Annotated in this window: 21 protein-coding genes, 1 tRNA gene and 1 riboswitch; of the genes, 8 read left to right on the top strand and 14 right to left on the bottom strand. The window is 70.6% G+C overall.

The window, feature by feature from the left end; translation table 11 throughout:
* Nucleotides 1-70: 70 nt before the first annotated feature.
* From ACZ4XD_RS34925 to ACZ4XD_RS34910, 4 genes are all read right to left on the bottom strand, one after another.
* Nucleotides 71-751, bottom strand: a complete 681-nt coding sequence (locus ACZ4XD_RS34925; protein ID WP_468049089.1) for a DUF1707 SHOCT-like domain-containing protein — start codon at nt 749-751, stop codon at nt 71-73.
* A gap of 9 nt (nt 752-760) precedes the next feature.
* Nucleotides 761-1,786: an ABC transporter ATP-binding protein gene (locus ACZ4XD_RS34920; protein ID WP_468049085.1), complete on the bottom strand. Its 1,026-nt coding sequence runs from the start codon at nt 1,784-1,786 to the stop codon at nt 761-763.
* A 50-nt stretch (nt 1,787-1,836) separates the two neighbouring features.
* Nucleotides 1,837-2,601: an ABC transporter permease gene (locus ACZ4XD_RS34915; RefSeq protein ID WP_468049108.1), complete on the bottom strand. Its 765-nt coding sequence runs from the start codon at nt 2,599-2,601 to the stop codon at nt 1,837-1,839.
* An 88-nt stretch (nt 2,602-2,689) separates the two neighbouring features.
* Nucleotides 2,690-3,487: an ABC transporter permease gene (locus ACZ4XD_RS34910; RefSeq protein WP_468049082.1), complete on the bottom strand. Its 798-nt coding sequence runs from the start codon at nt 3,485-3,487 to the stop codon at nt 2,690-2,692.
* Between the two features lie 290 nt (nt 3,488-3,777).
* Between ACZ4XD_RS34910 and ACZ4XD_RS34905 the strand changes: the two genes are divergently transcribed.
* Nucleotides 3,778-5,976: a transglycosylase domain-containing protein gene (locus tag ACZ4XD_RS34905; RefSeq protein WP_468049078.1), complete on the top strand. Its 2,199-nt coding sequence runs from the start codon at nt 3,778-3,780 to the stop codon at nt 5,974-5,976.
* Nucleotides 5,977-6,014: 38 nt separating this feature from the next.
* Here the strand turns inward: ACZ4XD_RS34905 and ACZ4XD_RS34900 are convergent, their stop codons facing one another.
* From ACZ4XD_RS34900 to ACZ4XD_RS34890, 3 genes are all read right to left on the bottom strand, one after another.
* The gene (locus ACZ4XD_RS34900) at nt 6,015-6,335 is read right to left on the bottom strand and encodes a DMT family transporter (RefSeq protein ID WP_468049075.1); all 321 of its coding nucleotides are present in this window, start codon (nt 6,333-6,335) and stop codon (nt 6,015-6,017) included.
* A gap of 31 nt (nt 6,336-6,366) precedes the next feature.
* Nucleotides 6,367-6,423, bottom strand: a riboswitch (guanidine-III (ykkC-III) riboswitch).
* A 73-nt stretch (nt 6,424-6,496) separates the two neighbouring features.
* A complete protein-coding gene (locus ACZ4XD_RS34895) occupies nt 6,497-6,799 on the bottom strand; it encodes a GroES family chaperonin (RefSeq protein WP_042155576.1) in 303 nt (100 codons plus the stop codon).
* Between the two features lie 131 nt (nt 6,800-6,930).
* Nucleotides 6,931-7,248 (bottom strand): DUF3618 domain-containing protein, encoded by a 318-nt coding sequence (locus ACZ4XD_RS34890; RefSeq protein WP_468049072.1) that lies wholly within the window; start codon nt 7,246-7,248, stop codon nt 6,931-6,933.
* Nucleotides 7,249-7,552: 304 nt separating this feature from the next.
* Here ACZ4XD_RS34890 and bcp point away from each other — a divergent pair, with 304 nt between their 5' ends.
* A complete protein-coding gene (gene bcp / locus ACZ4XD_RS34885; protein WP_386688704.1) occupies nt 7,553-8,020 on the top strand; it encodes a thioredoxin-dependent thiol peroxidase in 468 nt (155 codons plus the stop codon).
* Here the strand turns inward: bcp and ACZ4XD_RS34880 are convergent.
* Both ACZ4XD_RS34880 and ACZ4XD_RS34875 read right to left on the bottom strand, forming a co-directional pair.
* The gene (locus ACZ4XD_RS34880) at nt 8,001-9,284 is read right to left on the bottom strand and encodes a sensor histidine kinase (RefSeq protein ID WP_468049068.1); all 1,284 of its coding nucleotides are present in this window, start codon (nt 9,282-9,284) and stop codon (nt 8,001-8,003) included. The two genes, bcp and ACZ4XD_RS34880, sit on opposite strands and share 20 nt — an antisense overlap.
* Entirely contained in the window at nt 9,284-9,790 is a 507-nt protein-coding gene (locus tag ACZ4XD_RS34875) for a hypothetical protein (protein WP_468049064.1), read from the bottom strand. Before ACZ4XD_RS34875 ends, ACZ4XD_RS34880 begins: the two co-directional genes overlap by 1 nt.
* Nucleotides 9,791-10,130: 340 nt before the next feature.
* Between ACZ4XD_RS34875 and proP the strand changes: the two genes are divergently transcribed.
* The 4 genes from proP (at nt 10,131) to ACZ4XD_RS34855 (ending at nt 13,303) form a co-directional block, all read left to right on the top strand.
* A complete protein-coding gene (proP, locus tag ACZ4XD_RS34870) occupies nt 10,131-11,669 on the top strand; it encodes a glycine betaine/L-proline transporter ProP (protein ID WP_468049060.1) in 1,539 nt (512 codons plus the stop codon).
* Between the two features lie 185 nt (nt 11,670-11,854).
* On the top strand, nt 11,855-12,517 hold the full coding sequence (locus ACZ4XD_RS34865) for an HNH endonuclease signature motif containing protein (protein WP_468049058.1): 663 nt from the start codon (nt 11,855-11,857) through the stop codon (nt 12,515-12,517).
* Nucleotides 12,514-13,176, top strand: coding sequence for an HNH endonuclease (locus ACZ4XD_RS34860; protein WP_468049055.1), 663 nt, complete (start codon nt 12,514-12,516; stop codon nt 13,174-13,176). Before ACZ4XD_RS34865 ends, ACZ4XD_RS34860 begins: the two co-directional genes overlap by 4 nt.
* 43 nt (nt 13,177-13,219) lie before the next feature.
* Nucleotides 13,220-13,303: transfer RNA gene (locus ACZ4XD_RS34855), tRNA-Leu, on the top strand.
* Between the two features lie 69 nt (nt 13,304-13,372).
* Here ACZ4XD_RS34855 and rdgB read toward each other — a convergent pair.
* The 5 genes from rdgB to ACZ4XD_RS34830 form a co-directional block, all read right to left on the bottom strand.
* Nucleotides 13,373-14,008, bottom strand: a complete 636-nt coding sequence (rdgB, locus tag ACZ4XD_RS34850) for an RdgB/HAM1 family non-canonical purine NTP pyrophosphatase (protein WP_468049052.1) — start codon at nt 14,006-14,008, stop codon at nt 13,373-13,375.
* A 27-nt stretch (nt 14,009-14,035) separates the two neighbouring features.
* A complete protein-coding gene (locus ACZ4XD_RS34845) occupies nt 14,036-14,443 on the bottom strand; it encodes a hypothetical protein (protein ID WP_468049047.1) in 408 nt (135 codons plus the stop codon).
* 159 nt (nt 14,444-14,602) lie between these two features.
* A complete protein-coding gene (locus ACZ4XD_RS34840; protein WP_468049045.1) occupies nt 14,603-14,752 on the bottom strand; it encodes an SCO1431 family membrane protein in 150 nt (49 codons plus the stop codon).
* 327 nt (nt 14,753-15,079) lie between these two features.
* The gene (gene rph, locus ACZ4XD_RS34835) at nt 15,080-15,811 is read right to left on the bottom strand and encodes a ribonuclease PH (protein ID WP_018091308.1); all 732 of its coding nucleotides are present in this window, start codon (nt 15,809-15,811) and stop codon (nt 15,080-15,082) included.
* Between the two features lie 87 nt (nt 15,812-15,898).
* Nucleotides 15,899-16,132 carry a PTS sugar transporter subunit IIB gene (locus ACZ4XD_RS34830; protein ID WP_018091307.1) on the bottom strand — a complete coding sequence of 78 codons (234 nt, stop codon included), beginning with the start codon at nt 16,130-16,132 and terminating at the stop codon, nt 15,899-15,901.
* A 239-nt stretch (nt 16,133-16,371) separates the two neighbouring features.
* Between ACZ4XD_RS34830 and ACZ4XD_RS34825 the strand changes: the two genes are divergently transcribed.
* A complete protein-coding gene (locus ACZ4XD_RS34825; RefSeq protein WP_468049043.1) occupies nt 16,372-17,685 on the top strand; it encodes a PTS transporter subunit EIIC in 1,314 nt (437 codons plus the stop codon).
* Between the two features lie 274 nt (nt 17,686-17,959).
* Nucleotides 17,960-19,231, top strand: coding sequence for a PTS transporter subunit EIIC (locus tag ACZ4XD_RS34820; protein WP_468049041.1), 1,272 nt, complete (start codon nt 17,960-17,962; stop codon nt 19,229-19,231).
* The last annotated feature ends 136 nt before the right edge of the window (nt 19,232-19,367 follow it).

The raw sequence follows: 19,367 nt of genomic DNA, 5'->3' as shown, positions 1-19,367 counted from the left end.
CCGCGACACGTGCCGGGCACCGCAACACGTGCCGGGCACCGCGAGCCAGGCGGGACCTCGACGACAGGCCCTAGTCCAGCTCCTTGCGCCCGTCCTCCTTCAGGCGGCGCCGCTCCTCCTTCAGGCGGCGGCGCTCGGCCCTGGGCAGCTTGCGTTCGACGCTGACGCCGCCCATCAGGGCCAGGCCCTTGACGATGACCCGGGGCGCGCCGGGCTCGGCCCCTTCCCCGTCCTCCCGCGCGTCGAAGCCGCCCATGATGCCGAGCCCGCGGACGTCGATATCGACGCCCGGCGGCACCACGATCTGCACCCCGCCCATGAGCGCCCAGCACGTGATCACGACCTCCGGGCCGGCGAAGTTCGCCTCGCGCAGGTCGATCTCGCCGCCGCCCATGACGCCGACGGCCGTGAAGCGCCGGCCGATCGTCCACCGGCCCTTGCGCTGGAAGCCGCCCATGATGCCGACGCCCAGCGCGGAACCTTCCGTGCCGCTCACGATCCGCTCCGACCACCGCGCCGGCGCGCCGCTCTCCTTGCGCAGCGACAGCGGCGCCGGGGCCGCCGCGGCCACCGGCAGATCGGCGGTGAGCGGCGCCAACTCCCCGTAGGTACGGGCCCGGTAGGCCGCGTCCAGCCGCTCGTCGAACTCCTCCATCGCCAGCCGCCCCTCCGCGACGGCGTCCCGCAGGATCTCGGCGACCCGCTCACGGTCGGTGTCGGAAGCGCGCAATTCCGGGAGGTCTTCAGTCATACGGCCACATTAGAGGGCGCCAGGCGCCTTGCCGCCGTCCTCCGCGACATCCCGGCGCGTGCCACCGCCCGCGTACAGCTCGGCGATCAGGGTCTCGATGTCCGGCTCCCGCACCGACAGATCCACCAGCGGATAGCGCGCGGCGACCGCCGCGACCAGCGGCGCCGCGCTCTGCGACGCCGGGAACGCCAGCCACTGCCGGGGCCCGTCCACCCGGACCGTACGGGCGCCCGGTACGCCCTCGATCGGCGGTAGTTCCCGCGCCAGGTCCACCACCAGCGTCCGCTCGCCGTCACCGGCCGCCCGCAGCCCGTCGAGCCCGCCGTCGTACACCAGACGGCCGTGGTCGATGACCATCACCCGGCGGCACAACTGCTCGATGTCGGTGAGGTCATGGGTGGTCAGCAGGACCGTGGTGCCCCGCTCGGCGTTCACCTCGCGCAGGAACTCGCGCACCTTCGCCTTGCTGATCACATCGAGGCCGATGGTCGGCTCGTCCAGATACAGCACCTCGGGGTCGTGCAGCAGCGCCGCCGCGATATCGCCGCGCATCCGCTGCCCCAGCGACAGCTGCCGTACGGGCACGGTCAGCAGCGGGCCCAGGTCCAGCAGGTCGACACAGCGCTCCAGGTTGGCGCGGTAGGTGCGGTCCGGGACCCGGTACATCCGCCGCACCAGCTCGTACGAGTCCTTCAGCGGCAGGTCCCACCACAGCGTGGTGCGCTGCCCGAAGACCACCCCGATCCGGCGGGCGAGCCGGGTCCGCTCCCGTGCCGGGTCGATGCCGGCGATCCGCAGCCGCCCGCCGCTGGGGACGAGGATGCCCGTCAGCATCTTGATGGTGGTGGACTTCCCGGCGCCGTTCGGCCCGATGTAGCCGACCATCTCGCCGCGCGGCACCCGGAAGGAGATGCCGTCCACGGCCCGGACCTCCTGCCGCACCCGCCGCAGCCGGCCGGCCTTGCGCCGCACCGAGAAGACCTTCTCGACGCCGTCGACCTCGATCAGCTGCTCCGCAGCGGCAGCACCGCTCATCCCGCCCACTCCTTCGTCGTCCCGTTCGCGGCCCGTCCCGTGAGGCGCCCTCAGCTGCCGGTGCTCCGGTACCCCCGCAGCCCCAGCCGCCACGCCAGCCCGGCCCCCGTACACATCAGCGCCGCCACTACCGGCCCCAGGAAGTCCACCCAGCCCGGCAGCCCCAGCGGGTCGGGCCGGCCCAGCAGCCGCAGCGCGGGCAGCCAGTTCACGAAGGCCAGCGGTACGAGGTAGGTGACCCCGCGCACCAGCTCCTTGGCGAACACCGTCGGCGGGTACTGCAGCAGCGCATTGCCGCCGTAGGTGAAGGAGTGCTGCACCTGGGCCGCGTCCTGCGCCCAGAACTGGAAGGCGGCCCCGGCGGTGAAGACCGCCGCGAAGATGGCCGTGCCGCACACCGCCATCATGGGCACCATCAGCACCCGCCCCACCGTCCAGTCCACCTCGACACGGGGCAGCGCCCAGCCGAGCACCAGCAGCGCCTGGGTGATCCGGCCCACCCGGCGCAGCGCGAAGCGGTCCGCCGCGATCTGCGCGAACACTGGCACGGGGCGCAGCAGCAGCGTGTCGAGGGTGCCGTCCCTGATCCGCAGGCCCAGCCCCTCGATGCTGCCCAGCAGCAGATCCGCCAGGCCCAGCGCGAGCCCGGACGTGCCGTACAGGAAGGCCACTTCGGGCAGCGAGAAGCCGCCGAGGGCCTCGATCTGCGAGAACATCAGCATGATCGCGACGAAGTCCAGCCCGTTGGCGGCGAAGCTGCCGACCGTCATCATCACGAACGAGGTCCGGTAGGCGAGGGTGGAGCGCACCCACATCCGGACGATCAGCCCGTACGCGGCCAGCCCCCACGCCGCCTCCGCCGCCCGCCCGCGTCCGCCCCGGCCCGGCACCGCCGTCCGCCCGCTAGCCACCGTGCACCACCACCTTGCGGGTCGCCGCCGACTGCACCAGACGGCCCAGCGCCAGCAGCGCCCCCGCCCACCCCGCCTGGAACACCAGCCCCCGCACCAGGGCGTCACCGCTGCGGACACCCATCAGCACATCGGCCGGCACCTGAAGGATCGCCGCCCACGGCAGCAGCTGGACGACCTCCCCGAAGCCGCCGGGGAAGACCCGCAGCGGCAGCACCATCCCCGTGAAGAACATGCAGGCCAGCCCGCTGATCAGGGCCAGTCCCGAGCCGTCGAGGAGCCAGAACGACGCCAGCGCGACGAGATACCGCAGCGCGAAACTCACCAGCACCCCGAACAGCACCGACAGCAGAAAACAGCCCCAGGTCAGCGCATCGCCGGGCAGCGCCAGCGGGAAGACCAGGGCGCCCACCGCCATCGGCGCCACCCCGCGGCCGAGCAGCTGGAGCCCGGCCCGCCCCAGATCCGCGGCCAGCCACCACAGCTGGAGATCCGCGGGCCGGTAGAGGTCCACCGCGATATCGCCGGTACGGATCCGCTCCTGGAGCTCGTCCAGCCCGCCGCCGCCCATCAGCGCCGCGGTGGCCAGCAGCGCCTGCCCGGTCCAGACGAACGTCAGTGCCTGCGCCTGGTCGTAGCCGCCCAGGTGCGGCCGCTCGTCCCACAGCGCGAGGTAGGTGTAGGCGATGATGAAGCCGAAGACGGTGTTGGTGAACACCCCCGCCACGGTGGCGATCCGATAGGTGGCGTACCGCCGGAAGCTGCCGGCCGCCACCGCCGCGTACACCACGCCGTGCTCCCCCCAGCCCCGTTTCCGTCGGACGCGCAAAGCACCGGAGCCTAAGTCGCGGGCACGGCGGGCACCATCGAATTATCACCGCTTCGGGTGAGCCGTGGGCGCCATTCAGCCGGTCAGGTGGCGGTCCGCGGTGCGCGCCACCTCCGGAGACCGGGACGCATGATGCGAGAGTTTCCCCGCGGGCGGCAGTTGCTCTTCCCGGCGTACCGCGCGCAATCCCCCGACACGACACCGTCCGTCGCAGTACAACCTCCGGCGGCGGCCGAGGAGTCCATACCGACATGAGCGGACAACGCACGGGCTGGCGCCGTGTCCTCCCCACCTGGCGCACGGTGCTGGGCACCGGGCTGCTGTTCCTGCTGCTCGTCGTCGGCGGGATGATCGCCGGCTATCTGCTCGTCGGCATCCCGCCGGCCAACAGCGCCGCCAAGGCCCAGAGCAACATCTACCTCTACTCCGACGGCTCCGAGCTGGCCCACGACGGTGAGGTCAACCGGCAGAACGTCACCCTCAGCCAGATCCCCAAGTCCGTCCAGCAGGCCGTACTCGCCGCCGAGGACCGCGACTTCTACTCCGAGTCCGCGGTCGACCCCGCCGCGATGGTCCGGGCCGCCTGGAACACCCTGACCGGCAAGGGCAAACAGTCCGGCTCCACCATCACCCAGCAGTACGTGAAGAACTACTACCTCGGCCAGGAACAGACCGTCACCCGCAAGGCCAAGGAGTTCTTCATCGCCATCAAGCTGGACCGCGAGGTGAGCAAGGACAAGATCCTGGAGGGCTACCTCAACTCCAGCTACTACGGCCGCAACGCCTACGGCATCCAGGCCGCCGCCCGCTCCTACTACGGCCGCGACGCGGAGCAGCTGACCACCGCCCAGGGCGCCTATCTCGCGTCCCTCCTCAACGCCCCCAGCGCCTACGACCTCACCGCCCACCCCGAGAACCGGCCGCGGGTGCTGGCGCGTTGGCACTACGTGCTGGACGGCATGGTCAAGAAGAAGTGGCTCACCCGCGCCGAACGGGCCGCGCTGGAGTTCCCCGCGACCCGGCGCGCCAAAGCGTCCCCCGGACTGTCCGGGCAGCGCGGCTACCTCGTCGAGGCCGTCAAGAACTACCTCTTCGACCACCACATCCTCGACGAGGACACCCTGCGCGGCGGCGGCTACCGCATCACCACGACCATCGGCAAGAAGCGCCAGAACGCCTTCGTCAAGGCGGTCAACACCCGGGTGATGGACCGGCTCGACGACTCCCGGAAGGTCGACCGCTACGTCCGGGCCGGCGGCGCCTCCATCGACCCCGCGAGCGGCCGGGTGGTGGCCCTCTACGGCGGTATCGACTACGCCAAGCAGTACGTCAACGGCGCCACCCGGCGGGACTACCAGGTCGGCTCCACCTTCAAGCCGATCGTCTTCGCCGCCGCCGTCGCACACGGCTCCACCACCCAGGACGGCACCCGGATCACCCCGAACACCGTCTACGACGGCACCAACAAGCGGATGACGGTCAGTCACGGCCGGCCCACCGGCTTCGCGCCCGCCAACGAGGACGACCGCTCCTACGGCCCGATCACCGTCACCGAGGCCACCGACAAGTCCGTCAACGCCGTCTACGCCCAGATGGGCATCGACGTCGGCCCGGCCAAGGTCAAGGCCACCGCCGCCGACCTGGGCATCCCCGCCCGGACCCCCAGCCTCGCCGCCTCCCAGGGCGCCGTCTCGCTGGGCACCGCCACCCCCAGCGTCCTGGACATGGCCCAGGTCTACGCCACCCTCGCCCACCACGGCAGCCACCGGCCGTACACCCTGGTCGACAAGGTCACCAAGAGCGAGGAGGAGATCGAACTGCCCGAGCGCGAGGAGACCAGGGCCGTCCCCAGGCCGGCCGCCGACACCACCACCGCGATCCTGCGCGGCGTCGTCGACGGCGGCACCGGCACCGCCGCCCAGGGTGCCGGGCGGCCCGCGGCCGGCAAGACCGGCACCGCCGAGGAGGACAAGGCGGCCTGGTTCGCGGGCTACACCCCCGAACTCGCCACCGTCGTCGCGGTGCTGGGCCAGAACCCGGAGAGCGCCGCACAGGAGCCGCTGTACGGCGCGGGCGGCCTGTCACGGGTCAACGGCGGTGACTACCCCGCCCAGATCTGGGCCGACTACACCGCGGCCGCGCTGGAAGGCCGCCCGGTCCGCGACTTCGACCTCCAGCTGGAGGCGGGCGCGGAGCCGTCCTCGCCCGAGCCCTCCAGCAGCGACTCGCTGTCGCCCAGCGCCTCGGACAGCGCGTCCACCGACCCGACGGACTCGCCCACCGACCCCGCGCCGCCCACCGTCGGCCCCACCCGGCCGACGGTCACGCCCCCCACCCCGACCGCCCCCACCGAACCCGGGCCGACCACACCCCCGACCGATGACTTCCCCACGGTCCAGCCCCAGAGCGATGTCCTGGAGCGGCAGATGGGGTGGGGGTGGGGCGGATAGCGGGGCGGGCACGGCGCGGCCCGCGCACCGGCCGGGCGTCAGTGCCCCGACGTCGCCTTGAGCCCGACCACCGCCACCAGCAGCAGACAGATGAAGAAGATCCGGGCCGCGGTAGCCGGCTCGCCGAGCACCGTCATGCCGACGACCGCCGCCCCGGCCGCCCCGATGCCGACCCACACGCCGTAGGCGGTGCCGATCGGCAGGGTCCGGGCGGCGTACGAGAGCAGCAGCATGCTGGTGACGATGCCCGCGCCGGTGAACACACTGGGCCACAGCCGGGTGAAGCCGTCGGTGTACTTCATGCCGACCGACCAGCCGACCTCCAGCAGACCGGCGACCACGATCAGGATCCAGGCCATGACGGCACCTCCGCGAAAGAGCTTCAACAGGGGTGCGTCGTCTTGTCCTGACCCGGTACGGCGCGTCTCGTCGGGTGGGTTCCGAGGCTAGCAAAGGGCAGCGAAACGGGCGGTGACCCCGGTCACCGCCCGCGAGAACCCCCTGGCCGGGGGCGTACCGGCTACAGATACAGCCCGGTCGAGTCCTCCGCGCCCTCCAGCCGCTCCGCGGCCACCGCATGCAGATCGCGCTCCCGCATCAGCACATACGCCACGCCGCGCACCTCGACCTCGGCCCGGTCCTCCGGGTCGTACAGCACCCGGTCCCCGACCTCCACGGTCCGCACGTTCTGCCCGACCGCGACCACCTCGGCCCAGGCCAGGCGGCGGCCGACCGCCGCGGTCGCGGGAATGACGATGCCCCCGGTCGAGCGGCGCTCGCCCTCGGGGATGTCCGTCCGGACCAGCACACGGTCGTGCAGCATCCGGATCGGCAGCTTGTCGTGGGTGTCCTTGGTGTTATTCGGGCTCACGGCACGACCGTACCTGCCCGGCGCCGCCCGGCACGCACCGCGGCCCGCCCCGGGCCCGCCCGCGGCGGCCTACCGGCCCGGTACTAGCAACGCCGCCTGGCGCGCAGCGTCAGCAGGCCCACCACGGCCACGCCCACCATCGCCACCGGAATGATCCGCTCCAGCCGCGGCGCCCCGTCCTCCGACACCAGCTGCGCCCGCACATCCGTCACCGCGCGGTTGGCGGCCACATAGGCCCGCCCCGCCGTACGGTCCATGGCGGCCGCCGCCCTGGCCTTCGCATCATCCATGATCGTCTTCGGGTGCAGCCGCACACCGATCTCGTCGAGCGTGACGGCGAGCTCCTGCCGCCTGCGGACGATGTCCGCCTCGATCTGCGCCGGGGTCCTGGCTTCCGCCACCGCGCTGCCTCCGTCGTCTCGCGCCGATGCGTACGGGGCCGGACTCGTGGTCCCGTACGGAACCGGCCACACCACTGACTGCCGATTCGTCATGGACAGTCTGTCAGCTCGGCCCCCCACACGCCCCACAGCACCCCCGTTTCGCGGCGCCGGGACGCCCCCGGCACCATGCCGCGCCCCGGCTGGCTAATGTCGGGGCGTACGGACCCACGCGAAGGAGAACCATGAGCGAGCGCAGCGAGCGAATCGTGGAGAGGTGCGCGCATCGCGAATGCGTGCGCGCCGAGCGAAGCGAGGCGGGCGCATGAGCGAGCGACTTCAGCCCGGCGACACCGCACCGGCCTTCACCCTGCCCGACGCGGACGGCAAGCAGGTCTCGCTCGCCGACCACAAGGGCCGCAAGGTCATCGTCTACTTCTACCCGGCCGCCCTGACTCCCGGCTGCACCAAGCAGGCCTGCGACTTCACCGACAACCTCGACTTCCTGGCCGGCCACGGCTACGACGTCATCGGCATCTCCCCCGACAAGCCGGAGAAGCTCGCCAAGTTCCGCGAGAAGGAAGAGCTCAAGGTCACCCTCCTCGGCGACCCCGACAAGACGGTCCTGGAGTCCTACGGCGCCTTCGGCGAGAAGAAGCTCTACGGCAAGACCGTCACCGGCGTCATCCGCTCCACCGTCATCCTCGACGAGGACGGCAAGGTCGAGCGCGCCCTCTACAACGTCAAGGCCACCGGCCACGTCGCGAAGATCATCAAGGACCTGGGACTGTAACCACGAGCTCGGGCACCGCCCGGTCCGGGAGCTCCAACACGGCCTCGGCGCCGCCGTCCGCGGCGGCGCCGAAGTCCAGCCGGGCGCCCAGCACCTCCGCCTGGCCGGCCGCGATCGTCAGCCCCAGACCGTGCCCGGTCCCCCGCTCCGGCGCGGCCGTACGGAACCGCCGCGGCCCCTCGGCACACAACTCCGCCGGATACCCCGGACCGTGATCACGCACCACGATCCGCGCACCGGCCACCACCACCTCGATCGGCGGCTTGCCGTGCTTGGCCGCGTTCGCCAGCAGATTCACCAGCACCCGCTCCACACGGCGCCGGTCCGTCTCCACGATCCGCGGCTCCCCCTCCACGGACACCGACACCTCGTCCGCCTCGTCGACCCCGCGCTGCCGCGCCGCCCGCTGCACGATCCCGCGCACCAGCGACGGCAGCTCACAGGCGTCCAGATCGGCCCGCTCCACCCCCGCGTCCAGCCGGGACACCTCCAGCAGATCCTCCACCAGCCGCCGCATCGCCTGCGCCCGGTCCCGCACCAGCTCCACCGCCCGCGGCTGCGGCAACAACTCCGCGGCCGCCACCAGACCGGCCACCGGCGTCCGCAGCTCATGCGCCACATCCGCGGTGAACTCCCGCTCCGCCTCCACCCGCGCCGCCAGCGACGTCGCCATGTGATGCACGCTGCGGCCCAACTCGGCGACCTCGTCCCGGCCGTTGCTCGCCAGCGCGTCCGCGTCCGGCGCCGCCCCCGCCGCGATCCGCCGCGCCGCCGCCGCACTCAGCCGCAGCCGCCGCGACAGCCGCTGCGCCACGAACCACGACACCCCCGCCATCAGCGTGACCGTGCCGCACCCCGCGATCAGCAGCGCCCGGTCCAGCGCCAGCTGCGCCGGATCGTCATCCGGATACGCCGCCGACACCGACAGCGACCGCGCCGGCCTGCCCCCGTCGCCGCCGCCGACCCCGGTCGCCGCCCACACCCGCGGATCCCCACCGCCGCTGACATACGTCCCCGACTGGTTCCGGAACACCGCCTCCCGCAACGGCCGCGGCAGGTCTTCATCGTTCAGCTGCGCCCCCAGCGCCAGCGTGCCGTCCCGCTCGAAGATCTGCAGCGCCGAACTCAGCCGGTCGTCCTGATACGCCCGCGCCGACCGCTTCCGCTCCGCATCCGCTATGTGGTGCACGGCGAACCCGAGCACCACCACGGCCAGCGCGGTCATACAGGAAATGGCCAGCGCGATCCGGCCCCGAATGCCCATCACGCGAGGGTGTACATCTCCGTCGTGTCACCGAGCGGCGTGGACCCCTCGTACGTCACCTCCAGGCCGGTGAAGGCCAGCTCCCCGCCGACCCGCTCCGGGTCCCGCAGACGGAAGGTGGCCGGGAACCCGGCATCCGCGCCCGCCCCGGCGTCCGACTTCTCCACCTGCACCACACCCACCCCCAAGGCCTCCCGCGCACCGTAGTACTTCCACGTGATCGCGGTCGCCACCATCTCCGCATCCTCGCAGGTCAGCGTGATCACATGCGGTTTGGTCACCGGATTGCCGCGCCCGCAGTCCCGGACCCCCGGCAGCCCTCCGGACGAGGTACCGGCGTCCTTCACGTCCTGCACCGCCGACGTCTTCGGCGCGGCATCCACCGCCGACGCACGGTCCGACACCTGCCCGAGCCACACCCCACCGGCCGCCAGCACGGTCACCGCGACAAAGGCCGCCAGCGCGGTACGCCCCCGGCCCCAGCGGGCCCGTTCGCGGTCCGTCATCACGCTCTCCTCCCGGGGACGACACCCCGTACCCCCACAGCAAACACGAATGCCGCGTCCTGTGCTGCCACTCTCCCGTCCCCGCGACACAGGCTGATTGCCTCAACGCTGCGGTGGGCACTCGGCTGTGTACCAGTCCTGTAACAAGGGCCGCCGCACCCCTGGCGCGCCCCCGCCGCGGCCCTGCCACGGCCCCGCTCCGGTGCTCCGGACGGCCCAGCCGCGCAGGACGTACCGCAATTCCTCCGGCCAGAGTGGTTTGATTCGCGCTCCACTGCGCAGGCGCACCTGTCGTAATCCCACCGCGCACCCCGCGCTGACCGACCGAGAGGACCGCCTCGTGCCGACCGGCAGCACCGGAGCCGACCCCGCTCCCGACCAGGACCGGGAAGCGCTCAAGCGCCACCGGGTGCTCTTCCGTGCCGTCGCGCGGCGCAAGAACCCCAGACTGCGGCGCACCGACATCACCGTCACCGACGAACGGGTCGTCAAGCGCGCCGTGAAAGCCGCCGCGCTCGGCAACGCCATGGAATGGTTCGACTTCGGGATCTACAGCTACCTCGCGGTCACCATCGGCGCGGTCTTCTTCCCCGGCGGCAGCGGCACCACCCAGCTGCTGTCATCCTTCGCGACCTTCGCCGTGGCCTTCCTCGTACGCCCCCTCGGCGGCGCCTACTTCGGCCCGCTCGGCGACCGCATCGGCCGCAAGAAGGTCCTCGCCCTCACCATGATCATGATGGCGCTGGGCACCCTCTGCATCGGTCTGATCCCGTCCTACGCCACCATCGGCTTCTGGTCGCCCGTCCTGCTCATCCTCTTCCGCCTGGTGCAGGGCTTCTCCACCGGCGGCGAATACGGCGGCGCCTCCACCTTCATCGCCGAGTACGCCCCCGACAAGAAGCGCGGATTCTTCGGCAGCTTCCTGGAGATGGGCACCCTCATCGGCTACACCGGCGCCGCCGGCATCGTGCTGCTGCTCAACACCACCCTCGGCGACGAGGCCATGCTCAACTGGGGCTGGCGCCTGCCGTTCCTGATCGCCGGCCCGCTCGGCCTGGTCGGTCTCTACCTCCGGGTCAAGCTCGACGAGACCCCCGCCTTCCAGAAGTTCGAGGCCGCCCGGACCCACGGCGGCGGCAACTCCGCCGTCGAGACCGAGGCGGAGTTCTCGCACCTCTCCGAGAACGCCCCCAAGAAGAAGATCGGCGAGATCTTCACCCAGCAGTGGCCCACCCTCATCCTCTGCATCGCCCTGGTCGGCGCCTACAACATCACCGACTACATGCTGCTGTCGTACATGCCGACCTACCTGACGGACACCCTCCACTACGAGGAGTCCCACGGCCTGCTGATCCTCCTCGCCACCATGGCCGTCCTGATGTGCATCCTCAGCACCGTCGGCAAACTCAGCGACCACTACGGCCGCAAGCCCCTGCTGATGTCCGGCATGCTCGGCTTCTTCGTCCTCGCGATCCCGGCCTTCCTCCTCGTCAAGCAGGGCAGCCTCCCCGCGGTCTGCGCCGGTATGGCCCTCCTCGGCCTCTCCCTGGTCTGCCTCCTGGGCACCATGTCCGCCGCCCTCCCCGCCCTCTTCCCCACCAACGTCCGCTACGGCTCCCTCTCCATCGGCTACAACCTGGCGGTCTCCCTCTTCGGCGGCACCACCCCCCTGGTCATCACCGCCCTCATGGACGTCTTCGACAAGAACGTGATGGTCCCCGCCTACTACACGATGGGCGCCGCCCTCGTCGGCGTCATCGCCGTCGCCTGCATGAAGGAAACCGCCCAACAGCCCCTCGAAGGCTCCCCGCCCTCCGTCGCCACCAAGCAGGAGGCCGTCGAACTCATCGAGGCCCAGACCCCGGAACCACGCTTCTGACCTGCGGGACAGGACGTCGAGGGGCCCGGGGAATCTCTCCCCGGGCCCCTCGACTCTTCTCGGAGCCTCCTTCCCGAACCTCTTTCCCGAATCTCCTTCCGACGCGGCGTAACCGGCTCTGCGTTCGATCGTTGTTCCGTTCGAGAGAGCGCACGGGTGGGCCTGGTGCGCGGAACGGGGGGAGCATGCCGGTCAGTCCGTACACCCGGGAGCGATTGGAGGAGGCGGCCGCCTCCTCGCGGACGCTGTCGGAGGCATTACGCAAGCTCGGGGTGGATCCGAAGGGGACCTCGCGGCGGTACCTCCATGACCGAATGAGGTCAATGGACGTTGATACTTCGCACTTCGAGCGTGAAGGGACGCGCTGGACCAAGGAGCTCCTTGAGGATGCGGTGGCACTCTCGACGAACATGTGCGAGGTCTTACGACGGCTCGGTCTTGACCCCGTAGGCGGTCAGCACACCCACATCAGCCGACGCATCCAGAACCTGGGCATCGATACGTCGCACTTTTCTCCGGTCGGCCGCAGAAAAACCAAGGCTCGTCGGCGGTGCAGCCCCGAGGAACTGCTCGTGCACGCAGAAAACCCCGGTCGACGCATGCCGAGCCACCGGCTCAAAGCTGCCATGCTCGCGCTCGGGGCGGACGAGCGTTGCGCCGTCTGCCGCACCGGGCCCGTCTGGCGCGATCGCCCGCTGCCGCTGGAGGTCGATCACATCGACGGAAACTGGCGTAACAACTGTAGGGAGAATCTTCGGTTTCTGTGCCCCAACTGCCACTCCGCCACGGATACCTACCGGGGGCGCAACAAGGGCATCTGTCCCCGGAACACCGGAGCGCCGCAATGAGCGACAGCATCCGCTACACCCGGGCGTTGTTGACCGAGGCCGCAAGGCGTTGCACGGACATTGACGAAGTCATCGCGTTCTGCGGTGGCCGCTCCTACCATCAGCTGCGGCGGCATCTGTTCAGACGCTTCGAGCACTTCGGAATCGACGTTTCCCACTTCAAGCCCGTCGCACGGCGCGCCACTCATCTTCGCCGCCCCAGCAGGGACGACCTCCAGAAAGCCGTCAGCGCCTCTTCTTCCATCGCCGCTGCCCTGCGGTATCTGGAAAAGCCCGATAACTCTCGCGGTCGCTCGCTGTTCCATCAATGGGTATCCGACCACGGCATCGACACGAGTCACTTCCTGGGACAGGCACATATGCGCGGGAAGCCGGGGACCACACCGGTCAAGGGTCCTGAGCAGATACTCGTGAAGCACCGCGGGAAACGCCGGACAAGAACCGTGCTGCTACGGCGAGCCCTGCGGCAGGTCGGCGTGCCGGAGAGATGTGCCGAATGCGGGGCAGGCCCCGCATGGCACGGCAAGCCCATGACCCTGGAGATCGACCACATCAACGGCGACTGGCGTGACGACCGTCAGGAGAATTTGCGGTTTCTCTGCCCCAACTGCCACGCGGTCACCGACACTTGGTGCCGGGGCGGCCGACACCAGCGGTAGACCTCACGCTGCGTCCGACCAACAAGTACCATGGCCGTGGCAAGCGGCCGTGATGGAATTGGCAGTCATGCTGGCTTTAGGTGCCAGTGGGGTAACACCCGTGAGGGTTCGAGTCCCTCCGGCCGCACACCTTGGATACGAAGGCCCGGCCCGTCGAACCGCGGAGCCGGGCCTTCCCCTTCCCGTACGGAAGACCTCAGCCCAGCAACTCCCGTACCACCGGTACCAAGGCCCGGAAGGCCTGGCCGCGGTGGCTGATGGCGTTTTTTTCGGCGGGGGTCAGTTCGGCGCAGGTACGGGTGTCGCCGAGGGGCTGGAGGATGGGGTCGTAGCCGAAGCCGCCGGTGCCGGTGGGGGCGTGGCGGAGGGTGCCTTCGAGGGTGCCCTCGACGACGCGTTCGGTGCCGTCGGGGAGGGCGAGGGCGGCGGCGCAGGCGAAGTGGGCGCCGCGGTGTTCGTCGGCGATGTCGCCGAGCTGGGCCAGGAGCAGGGCGAGGTTGGCCTGGTCGTCGCCGTGGGACCCGGCCCAGCGGGCGGAGAAGATGCCGGGCGCGCCGCCGAGGACGTCGACGCAGAGGCCGGAGTCGTCGGCGACGGCGGGGTGGCCGGTGGCCCGGGCGAGGGCGTGCGCCTTCAGGAGGGCGTTCTCGGCGAAGGTGACGCCGGTTTCCTTGACGTCGGGGACGTCGGGGTAGGCATCGGCGCCGACGAGTTCGATGTCGAGGTCGGCCGCCTCCAGGATCGCGCGGAGCTCCCTGACCTTGCCGGTGTTACGGGTGGCGAGGATGAGGCGGCGGGGGCGTGCGGAGGGTCCGCCGGTGTGAGTCTGCATGGGACCCGATTATCCCGGCTGTCCTGGCTACCCCGGAGTGCAGATCTTGGTCATCTGGCCGGTGGCGTCGACGATCGGCTGGATGTCGGGGGCCTTGTTGTTGTCGAGGTCCTTGCGGGCGGCCTTGATGCCGTCGTTCGTCTTGTCGATGGCCTGGGAGAGATCGGCGTCGCTCGTCTCCTTGCTGAGCTTGCGCAGGTTCTTGTCGATGTCGTCGAGGGCCTGCTGGGTCTTCTGCGGGTCGCTGACGGCGGTGTCCGCGGCCTGCTGGAGCTTGTCGACGGCGTCGACGACGGAGGAGGCGGTGTTGGCGCAGTCCATGGCCTTCTGGACCGCTCCGCAGGCGGAGAGCAGCGGTATCGCGAGGGCGGCGGCCGCCAGCGCGGCGACTGCGGTGGTGGCGCGGCGGCGCTGCGGGAGCGTGCGGGGGGCCATGGCGCGGGTTCCTTCCGTTGGCAATGTGCGGGCAAAGGAAGAAACGCGGGACGGGGTTGTTTTGGTTGCGCGCAGGCGCATCCTTCGTCGGCGGCGGCGCGGCGCGACCGGTCCCCCGGCGGCCGGGCGGCGTGCCCCTTCCCCCCCGGCGGCCGTCCGTCAGAGGAGGCCGGTCTGGGTGAGCAGCATGGCGAGGGCGACGACCAGGGTCCAGCCGAGGACGTGCTCCAGGAGCCGGGAGTCGTCCTTGGGCCCGCCGGTGCGGGCGCGGGTGCGGGTGCGGGGCGCGGTGGCAGCGGTGGTGGACATGGCTCCACAGTGCGGGTGCCTCGGGGGCATTTCCAGAGCGGGCGGCCCCGTGAGAAAAGGGTCACAGGGGTGCCAGGGGCCGGGAGCGGCCGGGGCCCTCACGCGTGAGGCGTGGCCTCCCGGACGGCGGAAGCCGGCCGGCCCGCGCTCCGGGCGAGGCACACCGGCCCGCTCCGGGCGAGACACCCAGCGGCGCCCCGCTCCCGGCAGGGCACACCCCGGCCCGCTCCGGCCCGGGCACACACCGGTCCGCTCCCGGCAAGGCACACCCCGCCCCGCGCCCCGCCCCCGGAGCGCGGGCCCGTGCGCACCGCCCGCAGGCGCCGCTCAGAGCGTGCGGGCCAGTGCCGCTCGCTGAGCGCCGTCGAGTTCGGCGCAGCCGGCGACGGCGAGGTCGAGGAGGGCGTTGAGTTCGTCGCGGGCGAAGGGCTCGGCCTCGGCGGTGCCCTGGACCTCGACGAAGCGGCCGTCGCCGGTGCAGACGACGTTCATGTCGGTCTCGGCGCGGACGTCCTCTTCGTAGCAGAGGTCGAGGAGGGGGGTGCCGTCGACGATGCCGACGCTGACGGCGGAGACGGTGCCGGTGAGGGGCTTGCGGCCGTGGCGGATGAGCTTCTTGCCCTGGGCCCAGGTGATGGCGTCGGCGAGGGCGACGTAGGCGCCGGTGATGGCGGCGGTGCGGGTGCCGCCGTCGGCCTGGAGGACGTCGCAGTCCAGGACGATGGTGTTCTCGCCGAGGGCCTTGTAGTCGATGACGGCGCGCAGGGAGCGGCCGATGAGGCGGCTGATCTCGTGGGTGCGGCCGCCGATCTTGCCGCGTACGGATTCCCGGTCGCCGCGGGTGTTGGTGGAGCGGGGCAGCATCGAGTATTCGGCGGTGACCCAGCCCTCGCCGGTGCCCTTGCGCCAGCGCGGGACGCCTTCGGTGACGGAGGCGGTGCAGAAGACTTTGGTGTCGCCGAAGGAGATGAGGACGGAGCCTTCGGCGTGCTTGCTCCAGCCGCGTTCGATGGTGACAGGGCGGAGCTGTTCGGGGGTGCGGCCGTCGATGCGAGACATGGCGTAGACCCTATCGGGAACGGCGAGGGCCCCACTCCGGGGCGGTGGTGTCCGGGGCGGGGCCTTCGGGAGTGAGCGGGGGTCAGCTCACATCATGTCTTCGATCTCGGCGGCGATGGGGTCCGCGTCGGTGCCGATGACGACCTGGATCGCGGTGCCCATCTTGACGACGCCGTGGGCGCCGGCGGCCTTGAGGGCGGCCTCGTCGACGAGGGAGGAGTCCACGACCTCGGTGCGGAGGCGGGTGATGCAGCCCTCGACCTCTTCGATGTTGTCGAGTCCGCCGAGCCCGGCGACGATCTTCTCAGCCTTGCTGGCCATGTCCACTCCTGCTTGTCTCGGCCGCCGGCGGTGCCGCCGTGCGGTTTTCACACCGTAACGCACGTTCAGCCCAACTATGTGGGCGTTTGTCCGCTGTCTGACGAAGGATGGCGATCACCGGAGTGCGCGCCGGGCAGCCGGAAGTCCGGTCGCTGCGCGCCCCCCGAAAGTGGTCTACACCACCAGTATGCGGCAAGCGCCGGGCCGGTTGTCGACGGGCCGGCGCCGGGAGGACAGGGATGAGTGCGAACGCAGCGGCGGCGGCGCCGAGGAGGAACTGGGCGTCGAACTTCTTCCAGGGCCTGCAGAAGATGGGGCGCAGTCTCCAGCTGCCGATTGCCGTCCTGCCCGCCGCGGGGATCCTCAACCGTCTTGGGCAGCCTGATGTGTTCGGCGCGGACGGGCTGGGCTGGGACGCGGTCGGCAAGGTCTTCGCGGCCGCCGGCGGTGCGCTGCTGGATTCGGCGCTCGGCCTGCCGCTGCTGTTCTGTATCGGTGTGGCGATCGGGATGGCCAAGAAGTCGGACGGGTCGACGGCGCTGGCGGCGGTGGCCGGTTTCCTCGTCTACTTCTCGGTGCTGCACGCCTTCCCGCAGGGCTGCTCCGCGGGCCAGGTGTACACCCAGGCGGGCCTGTGGAGCGGGGTCTGCGTGGACCGGACCAACACGGTGACCCAGGCCGCCTTCCAGAACCCGGGGGTCTTCGGCGGCATCGTCATGGGGTTTCTGTCCGCCTGGCTCTGGCAGCGCTTCCACCGCGTGAAGCTGGTCGACTGGCTGGGGTTCTTCAACGGCCGCCGGCTGGTCCCGATCATCATGGCCTTCGTCGGCCTGGTCTTCGCGGTGCTGTGTCTGTTCGTCTGGCAGCCGATCGGCGATGCGCTGACGAGCTTCAGCGAGTGGCTGTCGGGCCTGGGGGCGTGGGGCTCCGGGATCTTCGGCGTCGCCAACCGCGCCCTGTTGGTGGTCGGGCTGCACCAGTTCCTGAACACCTTCGTCTGGTTCCAGTTCGGCAGTTTCACCAAGCCGGACGGCACGGTAGTCCACGGTGACATCAACCGGTTCCTGGCGGGCGATCCGGACGCGGGGCAGTTCACCACCGGGTTCTTCCCGATCATGATGTTCGCGCTGCCGGCGGCGGCGCTGGCGATCGCCCACTGCGCCAAGCCGCACCGCCGCAAGGAGATCGCGGGCATGATGCTGTCGGTCGGCCTGACGTCGTTCGTGACGGGTGTGACCGAGCCGATCGAGTACTCCTTCCTGTTCGTCGCGCCGCTGCTGTACGTGCTGCACGCGCTGCTGACGGGTGTGTCGATGGCGGTGAGCTGGGCGCTGGGGGTCCACGACAGCTTCAGCTTCTCGGCGGGGCTGATCGACTACGTCATCAACTGGAGCCTGGCGACCAAACCCTGGCTGATCATTCCCATCGGCCTGTGTTTCGCGGTGGTCTACTACGTCCTCTTCCGCTTCCTGATCACCGCGTTCAACCTGGCGACACCCGGCCGCGAGCCGGATGAGGTGGGGGACGCGATGGAGCGGGAGAACGTGAAGTAGCAGAGCGGAAGTAGCACCGCCGGGAAACCGCCGGAAGTGGCCGCGCATGGGCCGCCGCCCGGCCTGGTGTGACGTGCCCGCCGGCCCCTGGGTCCTGTGACCCGGGGGCCGGTTGTCATGTGGTCCACACCACTTGGAAGAATGAATTCCTTTGGATTCCTTTATGTCGGGACTACGTGCTAAGAATGGTCTAAACCACTAGTGGTTTAGACCAAGGTGCAGACCAAGCGCGGGCCGTCCCCCTTCGAGCGCCCGCCTCACCAGGAGGAATCCGATGAGTTCGGCCACCGCTACGGCGGCTCCCGACAAGCAGGGTCGCGGCTCCCGCGCCATGGCAGTGGCCCAACGCATCGGCCGCAGTCTGATGCTGCCGATCGCCACGCTTCCCGCGGCGGCGCTGATGGTGCGGCTCGGCCAGCCGGACATGCTCGGCCGGGAGTCGCTGCCCGGCTTCCTGAACAAGATCGCCGAGTTCATGGCGGCCGGTGGCGGTGCGCTGCTCGACAACATGCCGCTGCTCTTCGCCGTGGGCATCGCGATCGGCTTCGCCAAGAAGTCCGACGGCTCCACCGGTCTGGCCGCGGTCGTCGGCTACCTGGTCTTCAAGCAGGTGCTCGGCACCTTCAAGGACACCAACCTGCCCACGGTCCAGGAGGTCGTCGACGGCAAGATAGCCAATGTCGCCCCGCCGGTGGACGCCGGCGTACTGGGCGGCGTCGTGATGGGTCTCGTGGTCGCGCTGCTCTACCAGCGCTACAGCCGCAAGAAGCTGCCCGACTGGCTCGGCTTCTTCGGCGGGCGCCGCCTGGTGCCGATCCTCTCCGCCTTCGCGGGTCTCGTCATCGGCATCGTCTTCGGCTACATCTGGCCCGTGCTCGGGGCCGGGCTGCACAGCTTCGGCGCCTGGCTCGTCGGCTCGGGCGCGGTGGGCGCCGGCATCTTCGGTGTCGCCAACCGTGCGCTGATCCCGGTCGGCATGCACCACCTGCTCAACTCCTTCCCGTGGTTCCAGGCCGGTGATTACGAGGGCAAGCACGGCGACATCGCCCGCTTCCTGGCTCACGACCCCTCGGCCGGACAGTTCATGACCGGCTTCTTCCCGATCATGATGTTCGCCCTCCCGGCCGCCTGCCTGGCGATCGTGCACTGTGCCCGGCCCGAGCGCCGCAAGGTCGTCGGCGGCATGATGTTCTCCATCGCGCTGACCGCCTTCATCACCGGCGTCACCGAGCCGATCGAGTTCACCTTCATGTTCATCGCCCCGGTGCTGTACGCCATCCACGCGGTGCTGACCGGTGTCTCGATGGCGCTGACCTGGGCACTGGGCATGAAGGACGGCTTCGGCTTCTCGGCCGGCGCGATCGACTTCGTACTGAACCTCGGTATCGCCACCAAGCCGTGGCTGCTCGCCCTGACGGGGCTGGTCTTCGCGGCGCTGTACTACACCGTGTTCCGGTTCGCGATCGTCAAGTTCAACCTCCCGACCCCGGGCCGCGAGCCCGAGGAGGAGATCGCCGCGGAGGACAAGGCCCAGTACAAGGGCTGAGCCGCCACCGCCCGGCGGGGGGGGGGGGGGGGGGAGGGAGAGGGGGGGGGGGGGGGGGGGGGGGGGGGAGGGGGGAGGAGGGGGGGGGGGAGGGCAAAAAACGAACCAATACACAAGGGAAGGAGAACTGACAAAA

It is taken from the genome of Streptomyces sp. NPDC029466, assembly GCF_055574515.1.
The sequence above is the reverse complement of the archived record's forward strand: the minus strand, read 5'-3'. Positions and strand labels throughout refer to the sequence as shown.